Origin of the sequence: Actinomyces ruminicola (assembly GCF_900103885.1) — a bacterium.
Lineage (GTDB): Bacteria > Actinomycetota > Actinomycetes > Actinomycetales > Actinomycetaceae > Actinomyces > Actinomyces ruminicola.
Genome location: NZ_FNIM01000011.1, coordinates 55,132 through 80,537 on the forward strand (window position 1 = coordinate 55,132; position 25,406 = coordinate 80,537).

The window sequence follows — 25,406 nt, forward strand, 5'->3', positions numbered from 1 at the left end:
ACCCGGGCGCAACCGGATGGCTCCCCGATGTAAGCGGCTCAGCTGAACCACTTGCTGAGGGCATCCACAAGGACACCAATGGCCCGGACCAGTTGAGCGAGTGATTCGAACATGTCGCTCAGCTTCCGGGCCATTCCCTTGCCCTTGCGGACTTTGGCATGTCGGCCCTTCGGCTTGGACACGGCCCCCACCTCCTTCCTGGCTCCTTACCTTCCCGGCCAAGGACATGGAATGTTCCGAGAGGAGGCGCCGAAGAAGGCGCGTCCAGCGTAGCAGCGGCCACCGACGCGCGACCGTGCCCCTGTTGGCGACGGTGCCTTGAGCTGTCAGGGACTCAGGGGCGCTGTGCACGGGTGCCCGATGATTGACGAAGCCCCCGCCGACTCGGGGTCGGTGGGGGCTTCGGGGCTGGTGCCCCGGACAGGATTCGAACCTGCGGCCTTCTGCTCCGGAGGCAGACGCTCTATCCACTGAGCTACCGGGGCCCGAGGCGCGACTGTACCAGCGTTCGGGTGCCGGACGGAAACCGGGAGGCTGTGGTGTTCGACGGCGTTGCTCGCGCCTCACCCGTTGCCGGTCAGTGTCAGCACCACCAGCGCCACGTTGAGCACGATGATCAGCACCGCCGCCGCGCGGGAGGTCCAGCGCAGGACCGCGCCGTCGCGCCACCGGCCCATGACCTGCTCAGAGCCGGTGGCCCGCATGAGCGGCACGATCGCCAGCGGGATCCCGAAGGACAGCACCACCTGGCTGAGCACGAGCGCCCAGGTGGGCTCGGCCCCCACGGCGATGATGATCAGTGCCGGGATCAGCGTGACCGCACGGCGCGCCAGCAGGGGCACCCGCACGTGCAGGAGCCCCGCCATGATCTCGCTGCCCGCGTATGCCCCCACCGAGGTCGAGGCCAGTCCGGAGGCCAACAGCCCGACCGCGAACACCGCACCGACGGCGGGCCCCAGCGAGGCGGTGATGGCGGCGTGCGCGCCTTCGATGGTGTCGGTGCCGCCGACGCCGGACAGCGCCGAGGCGGCCAGCAGCAGTAGGGCGATGTTGACGGCGCCAGCCAGCGCCAGCGCCCAGATCACATCCACGCGGGTGGCGCGAATGAGCCGGCCGGTGCGCTCCTGCCCGGAGGGGACGGCGTCGGCGTCTGGAATCGGCGCGGTGCCAGCGGCCTGACGGGCGGCGTGCCCCTCGCCGATCTCCTCGTGGTGGTCGCGCACCAGTGATGAGTGCAGGTAGATGGCGTGTGGCATGACGGTGGCGCCGAGCATTGAGGCGGCCACCAGCAGGCTGCCCGAGCCCTGCAGGCGGGGGATGAGGCCGGCGAAGGTCTCGCCCCAGTCCGGTGGGGAGATGAACAGCCCGCCCACGAAGCCGATCGTCACCACCACCAGGAGCGCGACCACGGCCCCCTCGAAGGTGCGCTGGCTACGGCGCTCCTGCAGGGCCAGCAGCAGCATGGAGACGGCGCCGATGATCACGCCGCCGGTCAGCAGCGGGATGTTGAACAGCAGGTGCAGGGCGACGGCACCGCCGATGACTTCGGCCAGGTCGGTGGCGGCAGCGACCAGCTCAGCCTGCGCCCAGTAGGCCAGGCGGGGGCCGCGGCCGAGCCGATCGCCCAGCACCTGCGGCAGTGAGCGGCCGGTGACGATACCGAGCTTGGCGCTCTGGTACTGGATCAGCACCGCCATGGCGTTCGCCAGTACCAGCACCCACACCAGCGTGTAGCCGTAGCGGGCGCCAGCGGTGATGTTCGCGGCCACATTGCCCGGGTCCACGTAGGCGACCGCGGCCACGAAGGCGGGTCCGAGCAGCGCCAGCAGCCGGTGCCGGGGCGGGCGCGGCCGTGGCGTGTGCTTGCGCACGATTGCCTCTACGGCGGCGTCCGCGCCAGCGGCGGAGTCGATGGGATCGGGCACGGTCGGCCTCCTCACATGGTTTCGGGTACCCGAAACTCTACTCCTTTGTGGGGGAATGTGCGTGCAGGCGGCGTGGCAGAGCCGTATCTACCGATCTCGGTACGTGACTTCTACCGATCTCGGCGTGGGAATCGGGATGGTTTCGGCGGGTCGGGGCGGTGCCGGTACGCTGGCGCGCGTGACCCCAGAAGAGCTCGCCGAAGCGATCCGCAACGTCCTCCTCGCCGCCGCCAGTGACGGCAGCCTCGCCCTGCCGGTGGAGGAGGTGCCGCTGCCCAAGGTCGAGCGCCCCCGCTCCCGCGAGCACGGCGACTGGGCCACCAACGTCGCCATGCAGCTGGCCAAGAAGGCCGGCACCAACCCGCGCGCCCTGGCCGAGTTGCTGGCCGAGCGCGTGGGCGCCCTGGACGGCGTCGCCTCCGCGGAGGTCGCCGGCCCCGGCTTCCTCAACATCCGCCTGGACGCTGCCAGCGCCGGCGAGCTCGCCCGCACCATCCTCAACGCGGGCACCGCCTACGGCACCAACGACTCCCTGGCCGGCCAGCACATCAACCTCGAGTACGTCTCCGCCAACCCCACCGGCCCAGTACACCTGGGCGGGGCCCGCTGGGCCGCCGTCGGCGACTCCCTGGCCCGCATCATGGCCGCCTGCGGCGCCGAGGTCACCCGCGAGTACTACTTCAACGACCACGGCACCCAGATCGACCGCTTCGCCCGCTCCCTGCTCGCCGCCGCCCGCGGCCAGGAGACCCCCGAGGACGGCTACGGCGGCTCCTACATCGGGGAGATCACCGCGCGCGTGACCGCGGACGAGGTCGCCGCCGGCCGCCCCGACCCCGCCGGCCTGCCCGACGCCGAGGCCACCGAGGTCTTCCGCGCCCGCGGCGTCGACCTCATGTTCGCCGCGGTCAAGGCCGAGCTGCACGACTTCCGCACCGACTTCGACGTCTTCTTCCACGAGGACTCCCTGCACACCTCCGGCGCCGTCGAGCGCGCCATCGATCGCCTGCGCGAGCGCGGCGTCATCTTCGAGGCCGACGGCGCCACCTGGCTGCGCACCACCGACTTCGGTGATGACAAGGACCGCGTCCTGATCAAGTCCGACGGCGACCCCGCCTACTTCGCCGCCGACGTCGCCTACTACCTGGACAAGCGCGCCCGCGGCGCCGACTGCGCCATCTACCTGCTCGGTGCCGACCACCACGGCTACATCGGCCGCATGATGGCCATGTGCGCCGCCTACGGCGACAAGCCCGGCGTCAACATGCAGATCATCATCGGCCAGCTGGTCAACCTGGTGCGCGACGGGCAGCCGGTGCGCATGTCCAAGCGCGCCGGCACCGTGGTCACCCTGGAGGACCTGGTCGACGCCGTCGGCGTGGACGCGGCCCGCTACGCCCTGGCCCGCTCCTCCATGGACTCCATGATCGACATCGACCTGAACCTGCTGGCCTCCACCTCCAACGACAACCCCGTCTACTACGTCCAGTACGCCCACGCCCGCATCCGCTCCGTGGCCCGCAACGCCATCGAGCGGGGCGTGACCCGTGAGGCCGGCTTCGACCCCGCCCAGCTGGACACCCCCCACGACTCCCAGCTGCTGGGCGTGCTCGCCCAGTACCCGGCCATCGTCGCCCAGGCCGCCTCCCTGCGCGAGCAGCACCGCGTGGCCCGCTACCTGGAGACGCTGGCCGCCGCCTACCACACCTGGTACGGCGCCACCCGCGTCACCCCACGCGGCGACGACCCGGTCGACGCCGGTCACGTCGCCCGTCTGTGGGTCAACGACGCCGTCGGGCAGGTCATCGCCAACGGGCTGGGCCTGCTGGGCGTGAGCGCTCCGGAGCGCATGTGATGAGCGCCGTACCCGCAGGCGAGGCCCCCCTCGGCGCCCTGGTAGCCCCCGAACCCGAAGCCCGCCCCGACCTGTGGCCCTCGACCGCCAGGCGCGGCGCCGACGGCGCCCTGGAGATCGGCGGGCGCAGCGTGGGGGAGATCCTCGCCGACGCCCCCACCCCCGTGTTCGTCCTGGACGAGGCCGACCTGCGCGGCCGCGCCGCCACCTGGGCCGCCGCCATGGCCGAGGAGTTCTGGCCGGGCTACGACATGAACGGCGGTGAGGCCTACTACGCCGGCAAGGCCTTCCTGACCACGCGGGTGGCCCGGACCGTGCTGTCCGAGGGGCTGGGCATCGACACCGCCTCCGCCGGAGAGCTGGCCGTGGGCGTGGCCGCGCTGGCCGCCGTTGACGGCGAGGCCGCCACCGCCCACGCCACCCGGCTGGGCCTGCACGGCAACGGCAAGACCCGCGCCGAGATCCGCACCGCGCTGGCTCACCGGGTCGGCCACCTGGTCCTGGACTCGGCCGAGGAGATCGACCTGGCCGCCGCCGCCGTGCGCGAACTGCGCGAGTCCGGCACCTTCGGGCCCGAGGAGACCGGGTCGGTCATGCTGCGCCTGACCACCGGCATCCACGCCGGCGGGCACGAGTTCATCTCCACCGCCCACGAGGACCAGAAGTTCGGCATCTCCGTGGCCACCGGCGCCGCCCTCGACGCGGCCCGCGCCGTCGTGACCGCCCCTGAGCTGACCCTGCACGGGCTGCACTCCCACATCGGCTCCCAGATCTTCGACCTGGCCGGATTCCGGGAGGCCGTCGGCGTCGTGCTGAGGCTGCGCCACCAGATCGCCGAGGCGACCGGCGTGCTGTGCCAGGAGGTGGACCTGGGCGGCGGTTACGGCATCGCCTACACCGGCGCCGACCCCGTCGCCCCGTCGCCTGCCGAGGTCGCCCGCGCCCTGGCGGAGGCGGTCCGCTCCCTGTGCGCCGAGCTGGGCGACGCCGTCCCGCACGTATCGGTCGAGCCCGGCCGCTCCATCGCCGGCCCGGCCATGGTCACCCTGTACACCGTGACCGGGCTCAAGCGCGTGGAGCTGGGGGAGGGGGCCGCCCGCCTGTACGTGAGCGTCGACGGCGGCATGAGCGACAACATCCGCCCCGCCCTGTACGACGCCGCCTACACCGCCCTGGTCGCCAACCGGCGCCCCGACCCGGCGTCCGGGCTGGTGCGTGCGCGCGTGGTCGGCAAGCACTGCGAGAGCGGTGACGTGGTGGTGCGCGACGTGGACCTGCCCGCCGACCTCGCCGTCGGCGACGTGCTGGCGGTCCCGGCCACCGGCGCCTACGGACGCTCCATGGCGAGCAACTACAACCTGTTCACCCGGCCCGGCGTCGCCTGGGTCGAAGCGGGTCGGCAGGGGTGGGTGCTGCGCCCGGAGACCATCGCGGACCTGCTGGCCCTGGAGGGGGACTAGGCAGACGGTTCTGCCGGGTCGAGTGCCCTCAGCCCCTGTGCGCGGGCGGCGGCGGCCAGGCGCGCGTCATGGGTGAGGACCGTGACCGGCTCGCGCGGGTCATCCAGTATGACGGCGGTTGCCAGGTGAATCGCATCCAGCGACTTGAGCTCGCCCACGAATGAACAGGCGCGCTCAACGATGTCGTTGTTTATCCCGACAAGGCTCACATCACTGAGCGCCTGTGCCGCCGCTTCCTCGGTGATCCTGGTGCGGTGAGCGAGTCTCGCGGTCTCGATTTTGAGCAGAACCGAGGATATGAGCCTGTCCCTGTGGATCGCTGCATCCAGTATGGCCTGTGCAGAGTCCGCGCCTTCTTGGTCAAGGAGAACGAGGCCGATTGCGGAAGTGTCGATGTACATCACCACGATTCCTCCCGATCCTCATCCAGTAGCTGCTGAAGCGTCATCCCCTCGGGGAGAGGGAAGCGAGGGATCGGTCCGGTTCGCTCGTGTGTGGCCTCTTGGATGAGTCCTTCACGTAGTAGACGCTCGTAGGGAGTCTCCTCGGGCTCGATCGGCACCAGGCGGACGACCGGGCGGCCACGGTCGGTGACGGTGACGGGGCGACCGGAGGAGACGACGTCGGCCACGATCCGTCCGGAGCGCTGGTTGAGTTCGCGGAGGCTGACAGTGCGGGCGCCTGCGGCGACGCCTGGGCCGGAGGCGGAGGACTGTGCAGGGGCTCCATGCGGACTGCCTACGGGTTGCGCGTTCATGACTGGATTATCCCAAATGTTCTACATGCTCTACAAGGGTCTGGTCGGTAATCCGAGATGCCGGGCGAACCATTAGGGAAACACCCCTACTACTCGGGGAGGAGGAAAGGTGGTCGCGGATCAGCCCCGGGGACGTACTGCGCCGGTGAGATCTTCCTTACGGTCTGGATATGGACATGACGCGCTCTTCCCTGGAGACCCCGCCCCCTGCTTGGGGACGGGATGACAATCCGTCGGTTTACGGGTGCCGCGTCGCCAGGTGGGGGAGCGAGGCCATGCTGGTGCTGTGGGCGCTGCTGACCTGCGTCCTGGTTGGCGTGCTGCTCATGGTCGCCATTACCCCGTCCCTGTACACCGTCATAGGAGTGGCGCTGAGCCTGTCGGCGCTTGGGGTCTGGGGCCTTCTCAGCGCTCGGGTGCTGCATAACCTGCGCCTACCGATCTCGGCACGTGACTTCTACCGATCTGGGCACGTGACTTCTACCGATCTCAGTGCGTGTGCGGGAGGGGGCGGCGGTCTCAGCCCGAGGCCGCCTATGCTGTGCCGAGTCACGCTCGCCCACCCCGGCGAGCCCGCACACATCCGCGAGGTGGTTCTCTTGAGTCAGCAGGCAGCCCAGGAAACGGCACAGCCGACCGCTCCGGCCGCAGCGAGGCCGCAACGCCCCACACTGCGCGTCGGCGTCCTCGGCTCCGGCACTGTCGGCTCCCAGGTGATCCGGCTGCTGCTCGAGCAGGCCGACGACTTCGCCGCCCGCTCCGGCGCCCGCCTGGAGATCACCGGCGTCGCCGTACGGGATGTGGACGCCCCCCGCGACGAGGCCGTCCCGCGCGAGCTGCTCACCGACGACGCCCAGGCCGTGGCCACCTCCAACGACATCGTCATCGAGCTCATCGGCGGCATTGAGCCGGCCCGCACCCTGATCCTGGCCGCCTTCGCCTCCGGCGCCAGCGTGATCACCGGCAACAAGGCGCTCATCGCGGCCCACGGCCCCGAGCTGTATGCGGCCGCCGCCGAGGCGAACACCGACTTCTACTACGAGGCCGCCGTCGCCGGCGCCATCCCCGTGGTCTACGCGCTGCGCGAGTCCATGGCCGGGGACCGCGTCACCAGCGTGCTCGGCATCGTCAACGGCACCACCAACTACATCCTGGACGAGATGAGCACCAAGGGCCTGTCCTTCGAGGAGGCCCTCGCCGCCGCCCAGGAGCTCGGCTACGCCGAGGCCGACCCTACAGCCGACGTCGACGGCCTTGACGCCGCCGCCAAGGCCGCCATCATCGCCTCCCTCGCCTTCCACACCCGCGTCGGAATGAACGACGTCGAGGTCGAGGGCATCCGCTCCATCACCGCCGATGACATCCGCGAGGCCCACGCCTCCGGCTGCGAGCTCAAGCTGCTGGCCGTCGCCCAGCGCCGCGAGGACGAGCAGGCCAACGGCATCTCGGTGCGCGTACACCCTGCCCTGGTTCCGGCGGACCACCCGCTCGCCAGCGTCCACGGAGGCTTCAACGCCGTGCTGGTGGAGGCCGAGGCCGCCGGACGGCTCATGTTCTACGGACAGGGCGCAGGGGGTACTCCCACCGCCTCCGCGGTGCTCTCCGACGTCGTCGCCGCCGCCGCGCACCGCGTCAACGGAGGGCAGGCGCCCCGTGAGTCCAGCTACGCCGACCTGCCGATCCTTCCCCCCGAACTGGCGCTGACCCGCTACCAGGTGCAGCTGCGAGTAGCCGACGCGCCCGGCTCACTGGCCGCCGTCGCCCAGGTGTTCGCCGATCATGACGTGTCGATCAACTCGGTGCGCCAGGCGAGCTACGTGGACGTGGGCGACGAGCTGGCGCTGGTAACCATCGTCACCCATGCCGCACCGGTGGGCAGGCTCGAGGCCGCCGTCGAGGGGCTGCGCGCGCAGGAGCGCGTCGCCGAGGTCGTCTCCACCCGCCGCGTCGAGGGGCTGTGAAGCCGCAATGAGACTGGCCAACGAGCGCGCGGCGGTGCGCGTGCCCGCAACCACCGCGAACATGGGCCCCGGCTTTGACTCCTTCGGCATGGCCTTCACCTACTACGACGAGGTCGAGGTTCGTCCGATCGTGGGCGCGACCAACGTCACGGTTGAGGGAGTGGGGGAGGGGGTCGTCCCCACCGACGACTCCAACCTGGTGGTGCGGGCGCTGCGCGCCGGCCTGGACGCCGCCGGCGCCCCGCAGGCCGGCTTCGAGATGCACTGCGTGAACCGCATCCCCCACGGCGGCGGCATGGGGTCCTCGGCGAGCGCCGCCGTCGCCGGGCTCATGCTCGCCCGCGGCCTGCTCTCCGATCCCGAGGCGCTGCCGGACGAGGAGATCTTCCGGATCGCCACCGGCTTCGAGGGGCACCCGGACAACGTCGCCCCGGCCGTATTCGGCGGCGCCACCGTCGCCTGGATCGAGGCCGACGGCACCCCGCGCTCCGCCCCCATGCCCGTGGACGCCACCCTGGCGGTGAGCCTGCTCGTGCCGCCGTCGACCACACGACTGAGCACCGAGGAGGCCCGCAAGGTCCTGCCGGACTCGGTCCCGCGCGCCGACGCCCTGTTCAACACCTCACGGGCCGCGATCCTCATGCTGGCGCTTGCGGGCCGCCCCGATCTGCTCATGGCGGGGACCGAGGACCGGCTCCACCAGGAGTACCGGCGCGGCGTACTGCCCGCCTCCATGGCCGTCATGGACTCCCTGCGTGAGCAGGGCTACCCGGCGGTCATCTCCGGCGCCGGCCCCACCGTGCTGGTGCTGGCGGACATGTCGCAACAGACCCGCTTCACCCTGGAGCGTCACGGCTGGACGGTGCTGCGGCCCGGCATTGACCTGAGCGGTGCGCAGCTGGTGTAAACGGGAGAGGATTCACATGCATCGACATACCGATGCACATGCAGTGCCATCGGATGGTCTGCTATTGTTTCCCCGGCGACGGGCCGAAACGAAGCGGCACGCCGCGTGCGCACCAGGCTGAGGCCGCAGGCCCTGCCACGGAACCTCAATGGTGCACGACTACATCCCGTGACATTCCGGGACAGTCCCAGATACATCCACCATTTTGGTTGATGCCCACACCGTTAGGACACTCGTGACCGAGATCTCCAGCGCCCGCCCTTCGCTGTCCACCATGCGGCTGGCCGAGCTTCAGCAGCTCGCCTCAAGCCTGGGGCTAAAGGGCACTTCACGTATGCGAAAGAGCGAGCTCATTTCCGCCATTCGCGAGCACCAGAACTCCGCACCCGCGGCTGCGCAGAAGGCCGCCGCCGGGGGCGACGAGCAGAAGACCGGCAAGCGGGCAGAGCGCGCCGACTCGTCCGTGCGGGAGGAGGCCGCCTCGGCCGCCGCCGCGCAGCCGGCGGACCGCTCCGCCCGGGCACGCTCCCGGCGTCGGGTGACCGCGGCCGCCGGCGCGCCCCAGGACGCCCCCGTCTCGCAGGAGGCGCCGCTCATCCTCGACCTTCCCCAGCGCTCCGAATCGGCGGAGCCCGCCCCGCAGGCGGCCCCCACGCGTTCAGGAGGCCGCCGCGAGCCCGCCTCGGCCGCCTCCGAGACACACGACGGCCCCCGGCGCCCCCGGCGGCGCATACAGGCCGCGCCCGGTGCCCCCGAGCGCCGCAACGGCTTCGAGTCCACCTCCGGGGACCACGCCGACGCCAAGGCCGCCCTGATGCGCGACCTGGCCGACGCCACCGGTACCCCCGCCGTCGAGCCGGGCGAGCGCCGCCGTCGGGGCGGCAATGACTGGGATGAACAGGCGGACGAGGACGCCCGCGGCGGGCGTCGTCGGCGCGGCCGCAAGCGCCGCGACCGCGACTATGACGGCAACCAGGACGCCCGGGGGCAGCAGTCCCGGGAGGAGGAGGTCCTGCTGCCGGTCGCAGGCATCCTCGACATGGCCGACCACCAGCACGCCTACCTGCGCACCTCCGGCTACCTGCCCGGCCCCAAGGACGTGTACGTCAACGCCCAGCAGATCAAGGACAACGGGCTGCGCGCCGGCGACGCCGTCACCGGCTGGGTGCGTGAGAGCGGCGACAACGCCGCCTCCGGTGGGGGCTCCGGCCGTAGCCGCCGCCAGAACCGCGCCAACCGGCTGAAGTACAAGCCGCTGGTCTCCGTGGAGACCGTCAACGGCATGGACCCCGAGCGGGCCAAGCGCCGCCCCGAGTTCACCAAGCTCACCCCCCTGTACCCGCAGGAGCAGCTGCGCCTGGAGACCACGCCGAAGGCACTGACCCCCCGCGTGATCGACCTGGTCTCGCCCATCGGCAAGGGCCAGCGCGGCCTGATCGTCTCCCCGCCCAAGGCCGGCAAGACGATCATCCTGCAGCAGATCGCCAACGCGATCTCGGTGAACAACCCCGAGGCGCACCTGATGGTGGTGCTGGTCGATGAGCGTCCCGAGGAGGTTACCGACATGCAGCGCACGGTCAAGGGGGAGGTCATCGCCTCCACCTTCGACCGGCCCGCCTCCGACCACACCACCGTGGCCGAGCTCGCCATCGAGCGCGCCAAGCGACTGGTGGAGCTGGGGCAGGACGTGGTGGTGCTGCTCGACTCCATCACCCGCCTGGGCCGCGCCTACAACCTGGCCGCCCCCGCCTCCGGGCGCATCCTGTCCGGTGGTGTGGATGCCAGCGCCCTGTACCCGCCCAAGCGCTTCTTCGGCGCTGCCCGCAACATTGAGAACGGCGGCTCCCTGACGATCCTGGCCACCGCCCTGGTGGAGACCGGCTCCAAGATGGACGAGGTCATCTTCGAGGAGTTCAAGGGCACCGGCAACATGGAGCTGCGCCTGTCGCGGCAGCTGGCCGAGCGGCGGGTCTTCCCCGCGGTCGACGTCGCCGCCTCCTCCACGCGCCGCGAGGAGCTGCTCATCGACCCCGCCCAGCTGAAGATCATGTGGCGGCTGCGGCGGCTGTTCTCCGGCCTGGAGCAGCAGCAGGCCCTCGAGCTGGTGCTCGGCAAGCTCAAGGACACCCAGTCCAACGCGGAGTTCCTCATGGTCATCTCCAAGACCACCCCGCAGGGCACCTCTCTGGCAGACGCCGACGACGACGCCAAGCTCGCCTGATCCGCCCCGGCCGTTCGACTCGCCCCGTCGCCACCGTGCCGCGTCTCACCCGGTGCGCGCGTTGTGGCGGCCCGGGTGGCCTGGCACAATAGCCGATCGGTCTCCGGTTCACCTGCGCATCCGTGCGGGACCCGGGACCCTCAGAAACCCAAAGGAGAAACATGAAGCAGGGAATCCACCCCGAATACGTGCCCACCAAGGTCACGTGCACCTGCGGCAACAGCTTCGAGACCCGTTCCACCGTCACCTCCGGGGAGATTCGCGTGGACGTGTGCTCCGAGTGCCACCCCTTCTACACCGGCAAGCAGAAGATCCTCGACACCGGTGGCCGCGTGGCCCGCTTCGAGGCCCGCTACGGCAAGCGCAAGAAGTAAACAGGCGCCTCACTTCTCGTCGCTACGACGATTCACGACCTTGGGGTACGTTCCACGACCACCCGGTGCACGTGGAACGTACCCCAAGGTCGTAATCTGTCGCTGGTCATATCGTCCCGCCCGTGCCCGGGCGGAGAAAGGTGAGTTGTGAGCGTCGAGGACTTCTCCGCCGTCCAGCCCCTGCTGCAGGAGCATGCCGGCATCGAGCGGCAAATGGCCGACCCCGCCGTCGCCTCCGACCCCGGCGCCATGCGTCGGCTGGGACGACGTTACGCCGAGCTCGGGCGCATCGTGGAGGCGTACCGGACGTGGCGCGCCGCCGCCGACGACCTGGCCGACGCCGCGGAACTGGCCCGCGAGGACGCCGACTTCGCCGCCGAGCTACCCGCCCTGCGCCAGGCGGTGGAGAACGCTGCCACACGCCTGCGCGAGGTGCTGGCCCCGCACGACCCCGACGACGCCCGCGACGTCATCATCGAGGTCAAGGCCGGCGAGGGCGGGGAGGAATCGGCCCTGTTCGCCGCCGACCTGGCCCGCATGTACACCCGCTACGCCGAGCGCATGGGCTGGGCCGTGGAGGTCATGGACGCCACCGACTCCGAGCTCGGCGGCTACAAGGACGTACGCCTGGCCGTGAAGTCCAAGGGGCCGGTGGAGCCCGCCGACGGGGTGTGGGCGCACCTGAAGTACGAGGCGGGTGTGCATCGGGTCCAGCGCGTCCCCGTCACCGAGAGCCAGGGCCGCATCCACACCTCCGCCGCCGGCGTGCTGGTGATGCCGGAGGTCGACGACCCCGGCGAGCTGGAGATCGACCCCGCCGACCTGCGCGTGGACGTGTTCCGCTCCTCCGGGCCCGGCGGTCAGAGCGTGAACACCACCGACTCCGCCGTGCGCATCACCCACCTGCCCACCGGGATCGTGGTCTCCATGCAGAACGAGAAGTCTCAGCTGCAGAACAAGGAGGCGGCCATGCGCGTGCTGCGGGCCCGGCTGCTCGCCGAGCGCGCCGCCGCCCAGGCCGCCGAGGCCGCCGCCACGCGCCGCTCCCAGGTGCGCACGGTCGACCGCTCCGAGCGCATCCGCACCTACAACTTCCCCGAGAACCGTATCGCCGACCACCGCACCGGCTACAAGGCCTACAACCTCGACGCCGTGCTCGACGGCGACCTCGGTCCGGTCATCGACTCGGCGATCGCCATGGACGAGGCCGAGCGCCTGGCCGCCGCCGGCGAGCAGTGAGCGACTGTGACCGAACTGGACCGCTATGCGCTGCGGCGCCTCGTGCGTGAGGCGGGGCGGACGCTGGCCCGGGCGGGGGTCGCCTCACCCGAGGCTGATGCCCGGCTGCTGGCCGAGCACCTGCTGGGCGGTCCGGTGCTGCTTGCCGACGGCGCACCGGAGGGATTTCCTACTGCTTATACGGAACTGGTGCAGCGCCGTGCCGCCCGGGAGCCGCTGCAGCACATCCTGGGCGTGATGTGGTTCCGGGGGCTGGAGCTGACCTGCAGGCCCGGAGTGTTCATAGTCCGCCCCGAGACCGAGGTGGTTGCCGGGGCCGCCATCGAGGCCGCCCGGACGGTCGCGGTGGAGGAGGGACGTGGCCCCGTGGTCGTGGACCTGTGCGCCGGCTCGGGGGCCATTGCCGCCGCGGTTGCCGTGGAAGTGCCTGCCGCCCGGGTGTGGGCCGTCGAGGTCGACGACGACGCCGCGGCACTGGCACGCGAGAACTGCGAGCGCCTGGCGCCGGGACGGGTGGGGATCATCCACGGCGACGTCACCGACCCGGCCGTGCTCGCCGAACTGGACGGGCGCGTCGACGTGGTCGTCTCCAACCCGCCGTACGTGCCCGCCGGGGCCGTGGAGGATCTGGAGACCGAACGGTATGACCCGGACCTGGCCCTGTACGGCGGGGGAGCCGATGGTCTGCACCTGCCGCTCGTCGTCGTGAAGCGGGCGGCGGCCCTGCTGCGCCCCGGCGGCGTGCTGGTAATGGAGCACGACCCCGGGCAGGGGACCGCGCTGCGCGAGGCCGCCCTCGCCGCCGACTTCACCGAGGCGGTCACCGGCCAGGACCTCACCGGTCGCGACCGGTATCTGCGGGCTGTCACCGAGTCTACGTGTCCCACTTGAACAGGCGTGCCCCCAGGGTTGCGCAGATCACGGTCATGACCATGAGTACCACCACGGCTGTTGTGTACTGGGACCAGGGCTGCCCGGTCCACTGTCCGCGCAGCAGCTCAGAGAGGTAATAGAAGGGCGAGGCCTTCTGGATCCGCTCCAGGCTCGCGGGAACGTCGGCGGTGGGGATGAAGGCCCCTGAGGTCAGGACCGATGCGAGGAACAGGCCGTTGCCGATCCCGTTGGCCGCCTTGGAGCCGGGGTAGATCGCGGCCAGCGCGTAGCCCAGGGTCAGGAATGCGACCAGTCCCAGGACCACAGCGCCCAGCACGCCTACCGCGCTGCCGCTGAGGGTGGCGCCGAATCCGAGCGAGCCGACCAGCAGCGCCAGTATGACGCCGACCAGGGTGATGACCGCGTTGACGGTCAGGTCGGCGGCCACGTACGTCCTCGGGCTCAGGGGCGTGGCCCGTAGGCGGCTCAGCGCCCCGGACTCGCGAGCCAGCAGTTGATTGACCGGCAGCAGCATGAAGCCGGTCATGCCCATGACCATGGCAACGCAGGACGGCAGGATCGCGTCGACGAAGCCCCGGTTGCCGAACTGCGGCATCGGGTCGTTGCCGAAGACCACGCCCAGGATTGCCACCAGTAGGGGTGCGAAGATGATGGCGAAGAACAGGCCGATCGGATCGCGCAGGGACGAGCGGATGAGCATGACCGTCAGGGTCTTGTAGGCGCGCATCTCAGTGGTCCTCTCGCATCGAGCGGCCGGTGAGGTTCAGGAAGACGTCTTCTAGGGACGGCGCGGTGGTGGACATGGCGCTCACGGTCACGCCGCAGCTACTCAGGTGCTCCAGAGCGCTCTGGGCGAAGGCCCCGGTCCCGCGCACGGTCGCGGTGGGTGCGCCGGTGGCGCTGTGCCCCCGCTCGACCTCGGTCACGCCCTCGAGCCCGGACAAGGACTCCGGCGCCTTCTGGGACAGTTCGAGCTGAAGGGTGGTGGGGCCGCCGTGGGCGAAGATGAGGGCGGGGACGGTATCCATGGCGATCAGACGGCCGTGGTCGATAATGCCCACCCGGTCGCACAGGGACTCCGCCTCCTCCATGTAGTGGGTGGTCAGGACCACCGTGGTGCCGTTGTCGCGGATCTTGCGCACGACGTCCCACATGGCCAGGCGAGCCTGCGGGTCCAGGGCCGTGGTCAGCTCGTCGAGGAACACGAGTTCGGGCTCGTGGAGCAGGGCCAGGGCAATGAAGACCCGCTGGCGCTCCCCGCCGGACAGCTTGTCCACGTAGGAGCCCGCCTTGGCGGTGATGCCCAGGCGCTCCAGGAGAGGACGCCACGGCTGGGCGTGGGGGTAGAAGGAGGAGAAGAGCTCCAACGCCTCGCCGACCTTGAGCCAAGGTGGCAGGGCGGCCTGCTGCAGCTGCACGCCGGTGCGCAGGGACAGGGCGTGGGCATCAGCGATGGGATCCAGGCCCAGGACCTCGATACTGCCCGACGTCGGCTTGGCCAGTCCCTCGATCCGGTTGAGAAGGGTGGTCTTCCCGGCACCGTTGGGGCCGATGATCCCAAGGATCTCGCCGGTGTGGACCTCCAGGCTGACTGAGTCCAGGGCGGTCAGGTTGCCGAACTGCTGGGTGACGTCCTTGCAGACGACGGCGCTCACGGCTCATCCTCGGGGGTGCGCGAGGCGGTTGGCGGCTGAGAACTGGCAGGCGCCGCCGGAGATTGCGCGGCGCCGCTCAGGGCGGTGGCAATGAATTCCTCGAAGAGCTCTTGACGGACGATGCCGATGCCCTGATCGGCGTCCGCCAGGAGGAGGACGCTGTCCCCGGGCTGGATCCCGCACAGGTCGCGGGCGGCCTTGGGGATGACGATCTGGCCCTTGGGGCCGAGCGTGATGGTGGTGGCGAACTTTCCGGGCCGTGGTCCTGGCGGTGCGCTCATGACCATAGGTTACACAAGTGGGAAAAGTAAGACAATGAGGAGTAGTGGGAGGTGTTGGGGTGGCTTGCTGAGGGCGGGTGCGGAAGGTCCACCGGTTGCAAGCGTGGCGCTCGGTTCAGGGGAGTCCTGCCAGGCCCCGTTTCCTGGGGCCTGGAAGCCCTGGTTGGAGTGCGGCACGATAATTTGCGCCGGCAGGCACTACCGTCTTCGCCACGAGCCCCGAATTGGCAACGCCGCGTCGCTGGGGCTAGCTTGCCAGCCCCAACAACCAGTGCAGGAAAGAGCACCCCTTATGACCACCATTCTTGCCATTGGAGCCACCGGACAGGTTGGACGCGTCGTCGTCGACGAGGCGTTGCAGCGCGGTCTGGAGGTCCGGGCCGTCACCCGTAATGCCGCCGGCGCCCGCCGCTCCCTGGCCGACGGCGCGGAGATCCTCGAAGCGGCCGCCACCGATGCGCATTCACTGCGGTCGCTGCTGCAGGACGTCGACGCCGTCGTACTAACCCACGGCACCGACAACGACGGCAGGGGTGGCGCCACCTTCTACGACGTGGTCCGCGCAGTCATTGGTGCCCTGGGCGACGGTGCGACCCACATCAGCCTGATGACCACCATGAATGCGTCCCACTCCTCGCGGAACACCGGCTACGAGTTCGTGGAGTGGAAGCGTCGCGCCGAGCGGCTCGTGCGCGCTTCCGGACACCCCTACACCATCGTGCGCCCCGGCTGGTTCGGCTACCAGGGTCCCGGTGACCGCCAGATCGACCTGCGGCAGGGTGACCTGGTCACCGGCCAGCCGGGAGTCGACCGACGCCACATCGCCCAGGTGCTCCTGGAGGGCGCCCTCAACCCCTCCGGCGCGCGCCGCACCGTGGAGGTCTTCAGCAAGGCCGGAGCCCCCGTCACCGACTTCGAGGCCCTGTTCGCCGCGACGCGTGCCGACGAGGCCGGCGCACTCGACGGCGTGCTCGACACCCACAACGTACCGCTGACCCAGGAGCCGCAGCGCGTGCAGGATGACCTCGCCCGCCTGCGCAAGTGACGGCGCCGCCATGGCCGGCGTCAACAGCTCCTTCCACATCAATGGCCAGCAGGTCATCACGATCGACGGCGACACCGCCACCGACGTCCACTACGGCCAGGCCCTGCTCGTTCAGGAGCAGGACGGCAAGGACGTGCTCCAGTCCCACTCGATCCGCTACATCGACACCCTGGTCCTGCGCGACGGCGACTGGCGCATCAGCAGCCGCGAGCAGCACTTCGTGGTCTCCGAGACGCGCGAGTACTGACGCGCGCATTGATGCGGTGACGGCTGAGCCCGCCTCCCGACTGCGGGGGCGGGCTCAGCCGCCACTTCGGTCGAAGGACCACGGCATCGGCGTCCTGCACTCCAGGAAGGCGCGCCTCCCCTCGGCGGTTCCCATACGCGGATCGGTCCACTAGGGCGTTGGCGAGTTGTGGAAGACGTCTGACCGCCGTGATTAGATCTGGCGCGAACCCGCCACAAGAGAGGAAGCGCTATGCGTCGCCGTTCAATCGCCCTGTATGTCACCGAAACCATGGCCGACTGGGAGTACGCCTACCTGACAGCCCAGATCACGGTGGCCGAGCGCATGCGTCCTGGACGGTTCCAACTGCTGCTGGTGGGCGATGGTCCCGAACCCGTTCGGTCGCAGGGAGGTCTGCCGGTCACGCCTACGGCGGACCTCGACGCGTTGTCCCCGCTGCGAGAACAGGGCGCCCTGGCGGCCCTGGTCATCCCGGGAGGGGACCGCTACCACGCGGGACACGAGCGGCTGATCGCTACTGTCGGGCAAATGCTTGCCGCTCAGGTGCCGGTGGCAGGCATCTGCGGCGCCACCTACCTGCTGGCAAGGGCCGGTGTGCTCGACGAGCGTAGGCACACCTCCAACTCCTCGGAGTTTCTGGCTGCGAGCGGCTATCAAGGAGCTGAGCACTATGTTGACGCCGTCGTGGTCTCCGACCGCGGCGTGACCACGGCATCGGGCCTCAATGCCGTGCCCTTCACCGCGGAAGTCATGCGCGTCACCGAGCTTTTTCCCGCTGAGGTTGCTGACGCCTGGGAGCGCCTGTACTCCACCGGAGACGCCCAGTACTACGGGGCCTGGGCGCAGGCCGCCGATGCCTGGGCGCGCTCCTGACCCGGCTACGGACGGCGGTGAAAATGTCCGAGATCGGCATAAACGCCGCCGCTAGGCGGCACCGCGACCGATGAAAGCGCAGAATATCAACGATCTGCCAGACGCCACTCGCCGCCTAAGGCTCCTTTATTCCGATCTCGGACGTAGGCGGTTGAGCGACTCGCCGAGGATCTCGAGTTGACGCTCAACCGCGGAACGTCGCATTGCGTCCCAAGCGAACTGTTCCTAACCGATACCGTCGACAAAGGCGATCACGGACCGTGTGGCCTCGGCCGCATCCCATAGGTATGCCGCGTTGTCACCGCACATAGAGGTCCTCTGCCGTGGCCAGAACCGACGCCCGGAAGTAGGGGGTTACGAAGAGAATCTGTGGTCACTAGGTCTACGGAGCGGCCCGTCGCCTGCTCCAAGGCCTCCTGTAGGCCAAAGAAATCGTCGAAGCGGCTGCCTCGGCGTCCACAGGTCTTGCAGGCCGGCCTGAAGCAGACGGTGGAACACATCATCATGGGCCAGGTCGGGGTCCGCAAGGACTTCCGCGATCAAAGTGGATACGGCCGACTTGCTATCGGCATCGTGCGTGAACTTTGCAAGCGCATTCTGGTCGAAAGTCTGGGTTCCCACGATGTCCCAACCACAGCGTCTACGCCGTCGCTGTAGGGACCCCCGTGGGAATTGCTGCCACAGTATGAGACTCGCCCCCTGTGCCTAGCATTGTTGTGCGAATAACGTAAAGATGGTGTTGGCTTAAGGATGCATTTTAGCTTGACTGGTTGTCGAATGTAGTCAGAGGTGCGCGAAAGGTGTGCTGTATTATGGGGGCAGTTACGATGTCTTCACTGCTTAAGCAGGTGCGAGAGAGTGATATTGGGCGGCGGTTACTGTGGCAATTTCCGCATTTATTGGTTGTGGCGTGTTTATGTGCCTGGCGTCCCGTGTTGACTATTGCATCCGACGTGTTGGAATGGGCTGGTTTTTCTGTCTCGCGTATTTCGGAAGTTGCGAGATGGGTTGCTGAGCGAGGTGATGTTCTCGGCGCTCTGGCGTTTGTTTTTTTGGTGCTCGTTGCGTTGCTTTGGTCGGTTGATGGTGTTTCCATGGAAAGACTTCTTGTGATTCTTAGCTGTTCCACGCTGCTGTTGTGGCAGGCTGTAGGTACGCCTTGGCCTGCGGTTGTCGTTGTTGCTGCTCGGGTAATTATTACTTGGCTGTATTCGCGTTTGGCGCATGATGAGTCTCATTTTGCAATTACTGTAATTGGGTTGATGACTGTTGTTGGATCGCCAGTATTTACCTTTATGTCTTTGATCTCGCCCGGTAACGGTGATCATAGTCGTGAAATCGCCGTGCGTTTGAGTGGACCGGTGCAGGTGCAGCAAACCCCGCTTGAAGGGCCGACGGGAGCTGTGGCCGTAGGCGTACGTGCCCGTACCTCTGATTCTGCCTAATCTCGTCCGCGGCGGGGGTGTAGATCGGTGACAAATACTGATCTCGCGGCGGGCGGCGTGTTGTGAAACGTCGTCACTTCAACGGCTCGCGATTTGAATGTCGGTCCGTCCATCCGTTCGTTCGTCATCGATTTCGACAATCGGTCACGGCGCGCCCGGCGCATCTACATGTGGTGGACCGGGCGTGGGATGATGATTCGTGTGTTTCGGTGGTCGTTCGTGTGGTTATGGGGCTCTTCCGGTTTGAGGGTGTGGTGGTTCCGGCCGGGGCTGCGGTGTGGGGATGATGAGGTCGGTTTCGGGCTGATAAGGACGTGTTCAGGCTGACGAGGTCGTGCTCGACCGGCGCAGGTCATTCTCGGGTGGGTGGAGATGTCGTCGGGCGGGCGGGGTGCTCTTGCCGTTGGCGGGCCGTCCGGGCCGGTTCTTCGTGCTTGTGGGTGTGGTGGCTGGTGTGTTGCGCGGTGGGGGACCCGGCGAGTCTGCCGGTTCACCACGCCGCACTTGTCTGCCGGCAGCCCCGCGCCACGGAAGTGAGACCATCTGCTACGCCACTTCGGGGTTAACAACGCCGGTTAACGGTCTGCTGAAGGGCTCTGAGGTATACAGCAGAACGTTAAGTAGCGTTGTTAACGCCCAACCGGCGCAACAGACACCTCAGCCCGACTCAACCACCACACCCACAAACCGGAAGAGCCACGTTGCGCGGGAAGTGGAGGCGGGGCCAGCCAAGGCGCACGAACCGTCTAGGCTTGGCCCCGAGATGAACGACGCGATGAACTCCCTCTTCGGCGCACTGCCCATGCCCGGCTCCGAGGCCACGCCTCCACCGGAGACCGCCCTACCCGCGCTCGCCCCGGCCGACGCGGCCTGGGATGACGAGTCCTGGGCCGACGTCGAGCCGCCCGCCGAGGAGGACATGGCGGGGTACGGCCCCGAGGACGCTGCCCCCTCTGCCGCCGACGCGGCCGCCGTCGCCCCCACCTGGGAGGAGCGGCAGGCCGAGCTCTCCGACCTGGTGGCCCGCGCGCAGGCCAATGCTGCCGCCGCGCGTGCCCGCGCCGGCGTCGACGGCAGCGCCGCGGACCGGGCGGCCGGACCCGGCGCGCAGCGCTACGGCATCACCGTCGCCAACCCCGCAGATCTGCTCACCGGCCTCAACCCCGCCCAGGAGCAGGCCGTCACCCACGCGGGCTCGCCGCTACTGATCATCGCCGGCGCCGGCAGTGGCAAGACCCGCGTGCTCACCCACCGCATCGCCTATCTGCTGGCCACCGGTCGCGCCCGCCCCGGCGAGATCCTCGCCATCACCTTCACCAACAAGGCCGCCGCCGAGATGCGCGAGCGCGTGGCCGCCCTGGTGGGTCCGGCGGGGGAGCGCATGTGGGTGTCCACCTTCCACTCCGCCTGCGTGCGCATTCTGCGTCGCGAGCACGAGGCCGCCGGGCTGCGCTCCACCTTCTCCATCTACGACGCCGCCGACTCCACCCGCCTGATCACCCTGATCGTGCGCGAGCTCGGCATCGACCCCAAGCGCTTCACCCCCAAGACCTTCGCCGCCCGTATCTCGGATCTCAAGAACGAGCTGATCACCCCGGCCGAGTTCGCCGAGCGCGCCGTGGCCACCAACCCCTTCGAACGGCACCTGACCGAGGTGTACAGCGCCTACGCGCGGCGCCTGACCGCGGCGAACGCGCTCGACTTCGACGACCTGATCATGCGCACCGTCCAGCTGCTGCAGTCCAAGCCCGCGGTGGCGGAGATGTACCGGCGCCGCTTCCGCCACGTGCTCGTCGACGAGTACCAGGACACCAACCACGCCCAGTACGTGCTCGTGCGCGAGCTCGTCGGCGGGCCGGGCACCTCCGGCGCGGACTCTCCTCTCCCGCCCGGAGAGCTGACCGTGGTGGGCGACTCCGACCAGTCCATCTACGCCTTCCGCGGTGCCACCATCCGCAACATTGAGGAGTTCGAGCAGGACTACCCCAGTGCCCGCACCATTCTGCTGGAGCAGAACTACCGCTCCACCCAGAACATCCTGTCCGCCGCCAACGCGGTGATCGCCCGCAACGCCGGGCGCCGGGAGAAGAACCTGTGGACCGCCTCCGGCGACGGCCCGGCGATCATCGGCTACGTCGCGGACTCGGAGCACGACGAGGCCCGCTGGATCAGCTCCGAGATCGACCGCCTCGCCGACGAGTGCGGCATACGCCCCCGTGACGTGGCCATCTTCTACCGCACCAACGCCCAGTCCCGGGCGCTGGAGGAGGCCTTCGTCCGCTCCGGCCAGCCCTACAAGGTGGTCGGCGGCACCCGCTTCTACGAGCGGCGCGAGATCAAGGACGCCATCGCCTACCTGCGCGCCGTGGACAATCCCGACGACGACGTCTCCATTCGCCGGGTGCTGAACGTCCCTAAGCGGGGACTCGGCGACAAGGCCGAGGCCGCCCTGGCCGAGCACGCCGCCCGCTACGCCGTCTCCTTCGGCACCGCCGTGGCCGACGCCGCCGGCGCCCCGCGCCCCGGGCAGGCCGACGGCGCGGGGGAGGGCGCGGGGGAGGGCGCGGGGACGCAGCCCCCCGCCGTCGTCGGGCTGACCACGCGCGCCATCCGGCAGGTGACGGGATTCCACGAGCTGTTCACCTCACTGCGGCACGCGCGCGATGCCGGCGACGGCGTCGCCGACATCCTCGACGCCGCCCTGGACGCCTCCGGCTACCTGGCCGAGCTGCGCGCCAGCGACGACCCGCAGGACGCCGGCCGCGTGGAGAACCTGGCCGAGCTGCACGCCGTGGCCTCCGACTTCCAGGCCGCCAACCCCGACGGGACGCTCGCCGACTTCCTGGAGCGGGTCTCGCTGGTGGCCGACTCCGACCAGTTGCCGCCCAGTGCCGACGTCGCCGACCAGGAAGACGCCCAGGAACAGGTCCGACAGCAGGGGCAGGTCACGTTGATGACCGTGCACACCGCCAAGGGGCTGGAGTTCCCGGTCGTGTTCGTCACCGGCCTGGAGGACGGCACCTTCCCCCACTCCCGCTCACTGGCAGACGAGACCGAGCTGGCCGAGGAGCGCCGCCTGGCCTACGTGGCCGTCACCCGCGCCCGCGAGCGTCTGTACCTGACCCGCGCCGCCGTGCGTTCCGCCTGGGGCGCCGCCACCGCCATGCCCCCCTCACGCTTCCTCGACGATATTCCTGCGGACACGATCGAGTGGAAGCGCCTGGCCTCATCCATGGACGCCCTGCGCGGCGGCGGCACCGGCTGGGGCGCCTCCTGGGACGAGGGCGGCTTCGGTGCCCACCGCGGCTACGCTCGAACCCGCCCGGCGGCGCCCGCTGACGACGGCGACTTCGCCCCCGCTATCGGCTCCGGCCGGCGCACCCGCACCGGGAAGCTGGGGCGGGTCGAGACCCCCAAGGACCGGGCGGAGGCGCGCCGCGCGAAGCGCCTGGCGGCGCGGGGCAAGCCCGTCCGCCTGGGGGCCCACTCCGAGGTCGAGTCGTCGGACGCCGCCCTGCCCGAGGCGGTGGCCGGATTGAAGGCCGGCGACCGGGTGCGTCACAAGACCTACGGGGAGGGCAGCGTTGTCGGCATTGAGGGCACCGGCCGCTCCACGGTCGCACGCGTGGAGTTCATTATCGACGGCGCCCCGGCCACCAAACGGCTCATGCTGCGCCTGGCACCCGTTGAGAGGGTCTGAACCGGCGGTCCTCCCGCCCGGTGACATGCCGCCGTGGTGGAGCCTCTCGGAGGCCGTGATGCTAAAGTGATCAGGCCCACCCGGAGCGCGGCCGTGGCAAAACACGCCTCGGCAGATCCGGTTGTGAGACAGATCCGAGCTGGAGCCCCACTTAGGAGTATCGGTGGCCTCATGGAGTGATTCCTGCATCTGGTGGCACGTCTACCCGCTGGGCTTCACCGGCGCACCGGTCCGGCCCACAGAAGCGGAACGGGAACTCGTCCCCAGGCTGGACGCCCTGGAGCCGTGGCTGGACTACCTGATCGAGCTGGGCGCCAACGGCCTGGCACTCGGCCCCATCTTCGCCGCGGAGACCCACGGCTACGACACGACCGACTTCTACTCCATCGACCCGCGCCTGGGGGACGACGCCGCCTTCGACCGGCTGATCGCCGCCTGCCGTAGGCGCGGCATCAACGTCATGCTCGACGGCGTGTTCAACCACGTCGGCACCGCTCACCCCCGCTTCCGCGCCGCCATCGCCGGGGAGGCGCGGGCGCAGGAGCTGTTCCGCCTGGAGCACACCGACGCCGGCGTGGTGCACCAGGACTTCGAGGGGCACCGCGGCCTGGCGGCACTCAACCACGACTCCGAGGCCGTCGTCGAGCTGGTGGCGGATGTGATGCGCCACTGGCTGCGCCGCGGGGCCATGGCCTGGCGCCTGGACGCCGCCTACGCGGTGCCCCCGGAGTTCTGGGCCCGGGTACTGCCGCGCGTGCGCGAGGAGTTCCCCGAGGCCTGGTTCATGGGGGAGGTGATCCACGGAGACTACGCGGACATCGTGGCCCGGTCCGGTATGGACTCGGTGACGCAGTACGAGCTGTGGAAGGCGATCTGGAGCTCCCTGCTGGATGAGAACTTCTTCGAGCTCGACTGGTGCCTGACTCGGCACAACGAGCTGATGTCCGCCTTCACCCCCATGACCTTCATCGGCAACCACGACGTCACCCGCATTGCCACGCGCCTGGGCGATGCCAAGGCGGCCCTGGCCGTGGCGCTGCTGCTGACCGTAGGCGGCATCCCCGCCATCTACTACGGGGACGAGCAGGCCTTCCGCGGCGAGAAGACGGAGCGCCTCGGCGGCGACGACGAGGTGCGGCCCGCCTTCCCCGCCACCCCTGAGCAGCTCTCACCCCTGGGCGCGCCGATGCTGCGCCTGCACCAGGAACTGATCGCCCTGCGCCGCCGCAACCCATGGCTGGCCACCGCCACCACCGTGACCCGTGACCTCGACAACCGTGCCTACAGCTACGATACGGTCGGCCCCGACGGGCAGCGGCTCGCCGTCGAACTGCGCCTGGAGCCGACTCCGGCCGCCACCGTCACCGCACCCGACGGGCAGGTGCTGCGGGTTGGTGAACAGGCATGAGCAGTGGCGCGTTCGCGGCACTGGACCGCATGCTCCCGGTCGTATTGCCGCAGGCCCGCAGCGCCCCGGCAGCAGCCCGGCGTTGGGGCTGGCAACTGCTGACGGGCTTCTTGGCACTCATCGTGTCGCGGGTGGCGATTCTCGTGACCGCAGTCATTGCTGCTGTCATAAGTGGGCGCCGGATCGAAGCGGGGCGCCTGCTGGAGTACCTCTTCAATGATCCCGTCATATTCCTCATAGGGTCCGCCGTCTCGGCACTGGTCGCCGTCGCCGGCTATTGGACGCTCATGCGCTGGATTCGCGGTGCAACCGTCACCGAGTTGGCGGGTCCCGGAAAGCTGCACGAGTTCATGGTCGGCATGGCTTTGGGCACGCTGCTGATGACCGTGGTGGTGGCGGTGCTCGCGGTGATCGGCTGCTACCGGGTGACGGTCCTCGGATGGGACGCGGGCATACTCATCGGTGCCGCATCTGGCCTAGCTGCGGGCTTCGTGGAGGAAATCCTGTTCAGAGGCGTGCTGCTGCGACTGCTGGAGCAGTGGCTCGGCACCGGCTGGGCACTGGCACTGACCGCGGTGCTGTTCGGAGCGGCGCATATCACCAACCCGGAGGCGAGTGCTTTCGGCGCCGTGGCGATCATGCTCGAGGCGGGCATTCTGCTGGGCGCCTGCTACCTGGTCACGCGCCGCCTCTGGCTGGCCTTCGGCACGCACGTGGCGTGGAACTTCGTCCAGGGCGGCATCTTCGGCTCTGACGTCTCTGGCACCGGCATGGGCCGCGGCCTGTTCGAGGCCCGCTTTACCGGCCCCGAGTTACTGACCGGCGGTGACATGGGAATCGAGGGCTCGCTGGTCGCGGTGCTGGTGTGTACCGCGGCGGGTGTGGCGCTGCTGCTGGTTGCCCGCCGCCGTGGGCTGCTGCTGCGCCGCCAGCGCGCGCAGGCGCAATGACTCGGAAAGCGCCGTAGCGGCCGTTCCGGATTGTGGGGGTCGGGCCGAGGAGGGGAGGAGTGATGCTCCTATGGTTGTCAAAATCGATTACAAACACCGTCAACAACCCGTGAGAGCCGATGCGGTGCCCGCACGATTCCAACGTTTTGTTAGCGGCTGCTGTTGCCTCCAACCCCGTTTGTCATCGATTTGGACACCTCAGCCCGGCC

The 25,406-nt window shown here is 69.4% G+C and carries 22 protein-coding genes, 1 tRNA gene and 1 pseudogene; 15 read left to right on the forward strand and 9 right to left on the reverse strand.

Going from position 1 to position 25,406, the window contains the following annotated elements; genetic code table 11:
- Positions 1-38: 38 nt before the first annotated feature.
- The 3 genes from BLR49_RS13285 to BLR49_RS09395 form a co-directional block, all read right to left on the reverse strand.
- Positions 39-182 carry a hypothetical protein gene (locus BLR49_RS13285; RefSeq protein WP_176765837.1) on the reverse strand — a complete coding sequence of 48 codons (144 nt, stop codon included), beginning with the start codon at positions 180-182 and terminating at the stop codon, positions 39-41.
- 227 nt (positions 183-409) lie between these two features.
- A tRNA-Arg gene (locus tag BLR49_RS09390) sits at positions 410-485 on the reverse strand.
- A gap of 78 nt (positions 486-563) precedes the next feature.
- Positions 564-1,871: an Nramp family divalent metal transporter gene (locus tag BLR49_RS09395; protein ID WP_092536966.1), complete on the reverse strand. Its 1,308-nt coding sequence runs from the start codon at positions 1,869-1,871 to the stop codon at positions 564-566.
- A 232-nt stretch (positions 1,872-2,103) separates the two neighbouring features.
- On the opposite strand from BLR49_RS09395, the gene argS reads away from it, so the two are divergent.
- Together argS and lysA are read left to right on the forward strand one after the other, a co-directional pair.
- Positions 2,104-3,780 (forward strand): arginine--tRNA ligase, encoded by a 1,677-nt coding sequence (gene argS, locus BLR49_RS09400; RefSeq protein WP_176765838.1) that lies wholly within the window; start codon positions 2,104-2,106, stop codon positions 3,778-3,780.
- Positions 3,780-5,240 carry a diaminopimelate decarboxylase gene (gene lysA, locus BLR49_RS09405; protein WP_425425766.1) on the forward strand — a complete coding sequence of 487 codons (1,461 nt, stop codon included), beginning with the start codon at positions 3,780-3,782 and terminating at the stop codon, positions 5,238-5,240. Before argS ends, lysA begins: the two co-directional genes overlap by 1 nt.
- Here the strand turns inward: lysA and BLR49_RS09410 are convergent.
- Positions 5,237-5,641: a PIN domain-containing protein gene (locus BLR49_RS09410; protein WP_245690586.1), complete on the reverse strand. Its 405-nt coding sequence runs from the start codon at positions 5,639-5,641 to the stop codon at positions 5,237-5,239. The two genes, lysA and BLR49_RS09410, sit on opposite strands and share 4 nt — an antisense overlap.
- Positions 5,641-5,997: a type II toxin-antitoxin system Phd/YefM family antitoxin gene (locus BLR49_RS09415; protein ID WP_092536864.1), complete on the reverse strand. Its 357-nt coding sequence runs from the start codon at positions 5,995-5,997 to the stop codon at positions 5,641-5,643. The genes BLR49_RS09410 and BLR49_RS09415 overlap by 1 nt, the downstream gene beginning before the upstream one ends.
- A gap of 671 nt (positions 5,998-6,668) precedes the next feature.
- Here BLR49_RS09415 and BLR49_RS09420 point away from each other — a divergent pair.
- The 6 genes from BLR49_RS09420 (at position 6,669) to prmC (ending at position 13,590) form a co-directional block, all read left to right on the forward strand.
- On the forward strand, positions 6,669-7,958 hold the full coding sequence (locus BLR49_RS09420; protein WP_245690587.1) for a homoserine dehydrogenase: 1,290 nt from the start codon (positions 6,669-6,671) through the stop codon (positions 7,956-7,958).
- 7 nt (positions 7,959-7,965) lie between these two features.
- Positions 7,966-8,865, forward strand: a complete 900-nt coding sequence (gene thrB / locus BLR49_RS09425; protein WP_092536870.1) for a homoserine kinase — start codon at positions 7,966-7,968, stop codon at positions 8,863-8,865.
- 235 nt (positions 8,866-9,100) lie between these two features.
- A complete protein-coding gene (gene rho / locus BLR49_RS09430) occupies positions 9,101-11,086 on the forward strand; it encodes a transcription termination factor Rho (RefSeq protein ID WP_092536873.1) in 1,986 nt (661 codons plus the stop codon).
- A 161-nt stretch (positions 11,087-11,247) separates the two neighbouring features.
- Positions 11,248-11,460, forward strand: a complete 213-nt coding sequence (gene rpmE, locus BLR49_RS09435; RefSeq protein WP_092536876.1) for a 50S ribosomal protein L31 — start codon at positions 11,248-11,250, stop codon at positions 11,458-11,460.
- Positions 11,461-11,607: 147 nt separating this feature from the next.
- Positions 11,608-12,699, forward strand: a complete 1,092-nt coding sequence (gene prfA, locus BLR49_RS09440; RefSeq protein ID WP_092536879.1) for a peptide chain release factor 1 — start codon at positions 11,608-11,610, stop codon at positions 12,697-12,699.
- Between the two features lie 6 nt (positions 12,700-12,705).
- On the forward strand, positions 12,706-13,590 hold the full coding sequence (gene prmC, locus BLR49_RS09445) for a peptide chain release factor N(5)-glutamine methyltransferase (RefSeq protein ID WP_092536882.1): 885 nt from the start codon (positions 12,706-12,708) through the stop codon (positions 13,588-13,590).
- Here prmC and BLR49_RS09450 read toward each other — a convergent pair.
- The 3 genes from BLR49_RS09450 to BLR49_RS09460 are packed head-to-tail and all read right to left on the reverse strand — an operon-like array spanning position 13,574 to position 15,529.
- Complete coding sequence (locus tag BLR49_RS09450) at positions 13,574-14,320, reverse strand: ABC transporter permease (RefSeq protein WP_092536885.1); 747 nt, start codon at positions 14,318-14,320, stop codon at positions 13,574-13,576. The genes prmC and BLR49_RS09450 overlap by 17 nt on opposite strands.
- Before the next feature lies 1 nt (position 14,321).
- Positions 14,322-15,248, reverse strand: a complete 927-nt coding sequence (locus BLR49_RS09455; RefSeq protein WP_092536888.1) for an ABC transporter ATP-binding protein — start codon at positions 15,246-15,248, stop codon at positions 14,322-14,324.
- Positions 15,245-15,529 carry an AbrB/MazE/SpoVT family DNA-binding domain-containing protein gene (locus tag BLR49_RS09460; protein WP_218121341.1) on the reverse strand — a complete coding sequence of 95 codons (285 nt, stop codon included), beginning with the start codon at positions 15,527-15,529 and terminating at the stop codon, positions 15,245-15,247. Before BLR49_RS09460 ends, BLR49_RS09455 begins: the two co-directional genes overlap by 4 nt.
- A gap of 292 nt (positions 15,530-15,821) precedes the next feature.
- On the opposite strand from BLR49_RS09460, the gene BLR49_RS09465 reads away from it, so the two are divergent.
- The 3 genes from BLR49_RS09465 to BLR49_RS09475 all read left to right on the forward strand — a co-directional run bounded on the left by BLR49_RS09465 (position 15,822) and on the right by BLR49_RS09475 (position 17,694).
- The gene (locus BLR49_RS09465) at positions 15,822-16,574 is read left to right on the forward strand and encodes an NAD(P)H-binding protein (RefSeq protein ID WP_176765839.1); all 753 of its coding nucleotides are present in this window, start codon (positions 15,822-15,824) and stop codon (positions 16,572-16,574) included.
- Between the two features lie 10 nt (positions 16,575-16,584).
- Positions 16,585-16,821, forward strand: coding sequence for a nuclear transport factor 2 family protein (locus BLR49_RS09470; protein WP_218121342.1), 237 nt, complete (start codon positions 16,585-16,587; stop codon positions 16,819-16,821).
- A gap of 231 nt (positions 16,822-17,052) precedes the next feature.
- A complete protein-coding gene (locus BLR49_RS09475; RefSeq protein WP_092536897.1) occupies positions 17,053-17,694 on the forward strand; it encodes a DJ-1/PfpI family protein in 642 nt (213 codons plus the stop codon).
- A 400-nt stretch (positions 17,695-18,094) separates the two neighbouring features.
- Here the strand turns inward: BLR49_RS09475 and BLR49_RS14005 are convergent.
- Positions 18,095-18,315, reverse strand: a pseudogene (locus BLR49_RS14005) (hypothetical protein); the annotation flags it as partial.
- A 206-nt stretch (positions 18,316-18,521) separates the two neighbouring features.
- Here BLR49_RS14005 and BLR49_RS13070 point away from each other — a divergent pair.
- The 4 genes from BLR49_RS13070 (at position 18,522) to BLR49_RS09495 (ending at position 25,197) form a co-directional block, all read left to right on the forward strand.
- Complete coding sequence (locus tag BLR49_RS13070; protein ID WP_143013741.1) at positions 18,522-19,139, forward strand: hypothetical protein; 618 nt, start codon at positions 18,522-18,524, stop codon at positions 19,137-19,139.
- 763 nt (positions 19,140-19,902) lie between these two features.
- Positions 19,903-22,839 (forward strand): UvrD-helicase domain-containing protein, encoded by a 2,937-nt coding sequence (locus BLR49_RS09485; RefSeq protein ID WP_092536903.1) that lies wholly within the window; start codon positions 19,903-19,905, stop codon positions 22,837-22,839.
- 163 nt (positions 22,840-23,002) lie between these two features.
- Positions 23,003-24,247 carry an alpha-amylase family protein gene (locus BLR49_RS09490; RefSeq protein ID WP_092536906.1) on the forward strand — a complete coding sequence of 415 codons (1,245 nt, stop codon included), beginning with the start codon at positions 23,003-23,005 and terminating at the stop codon, positions 24,245-24,247.
- Positions 24,244-25,197, forward strand: coding sequence for a CPBP family intramembrane glutamic endopeptidase (locus BLR49_RS09495; RefSeq protein WP_092536909.1), 954 nt, complete (start codon positions 24,244-24,246; stop codon positions 25,195-25,197). The genes BLR49_RS09490 and BLR49_RS09495 overlap by 4 nt, the downstream gene beginning before the upstream one ends.
- Positions 25,198-25,406: the final 209 nt, after the last annotated feature.

What these genes read in the sequence shown, in the direction of transcription:
- lysA (WP_425425766.1), top strand. Translation starts at nt 3,780, where the DNA reads ATGAGCGCCGTACCCGCAGGCGAGGCCCCCCTCGGCGCCCTGGTAGCC.
- BLR49_RS09410 (WP_245690586.1), bottom strand. Translation starts at nt 5,641, where the DNA reads ATGTACATCGACACTTCCGCAATCGGCCTCGTTCTCCTTGACCAAGAA.
- BLR49_RS09415 (WP_092536864.1), bottom strand. Translation starts at nt 5,997, where the DNA reads ATGAACGCGCAACCCGTAGGCAGTCCGCATGGAGCCCCTGCACAGTCC.
- thrB (WP_092536870.1), top strand. Translation starts at nt 7,966, where the DNA reads ATGAGACTGGCCAACGAGCGCGCGGCGGTGCGCGTGCCCGCAACCACC.
- rpmE (WP_092536876.1), top strand. Translation starts at nt 11,248, where the DNA reads ATGAAGCAGGGAATCCACCCCGAATACGTGCCCACCAAGGTCACGTGC.
- BLR49_RS09450 (WP_092536885.1), bottom strand. Translation starts at nt 14,320, where the DNA reads ATGCGCGCCTACAAGACCCTGACGGTCATGCTCATCCGCTCGTCCCTG.
- BLR49_RS09460 (WP_218121341.1), bottom strand. Translation starts at nt 15,529, where the DNA reads ATGAGCGCACCGCCAGGACCACGGCCCGGAAAGTTCGCCACCACCATC.
- BLR49_RS09465 (WP_176765839.1), top strand. Translation starts at nt 15,822, where the DNA reads ATGACCACCATTCTTGCCATTGGAGCCACCGGACAGGTTGGACGCGTC.
- BLR49_RS09470 (WP_218121342.1), top strand. Translation starts at nt 16,585, where the DNA reads ATGGCCGGCGTCAACAGCTCCTTCCACATCAATGGCCAGCAGGTCATC.
- BLR49_RS09475 (WP_092536897.1), top strand. Translation starts at nt 17,053, where the DNA reads ATGCGTCGCCGTTCAATCGCCCTGTATGTCACCGAAACCATGGCCGAC.
- BLR49_RS13070 (WP_143013741.1), top strand. Translation starts at nt 18,522, where the DNA reads ATGTCTTCACTGCTTAAGCAGGTGCGAGAGAGTGATATTGGGCGGCGG.
- BLR49_RS09485 (WP_092536903.1), top strand. Translation starts at nt 19,903, where the DNA reads ATGAACGACGCGATGAACTCCCTCTTCGGCGCACTGCCCATGCCCGGC.
- BLR49_RS09495 (WP_092536909.1), top strand. Translation starts at nt 24,244, where the DNA reads ATGAGCAGTGGCGCGTTCGCGGCACTGGACCGCATGCTCCCGGTCGTA.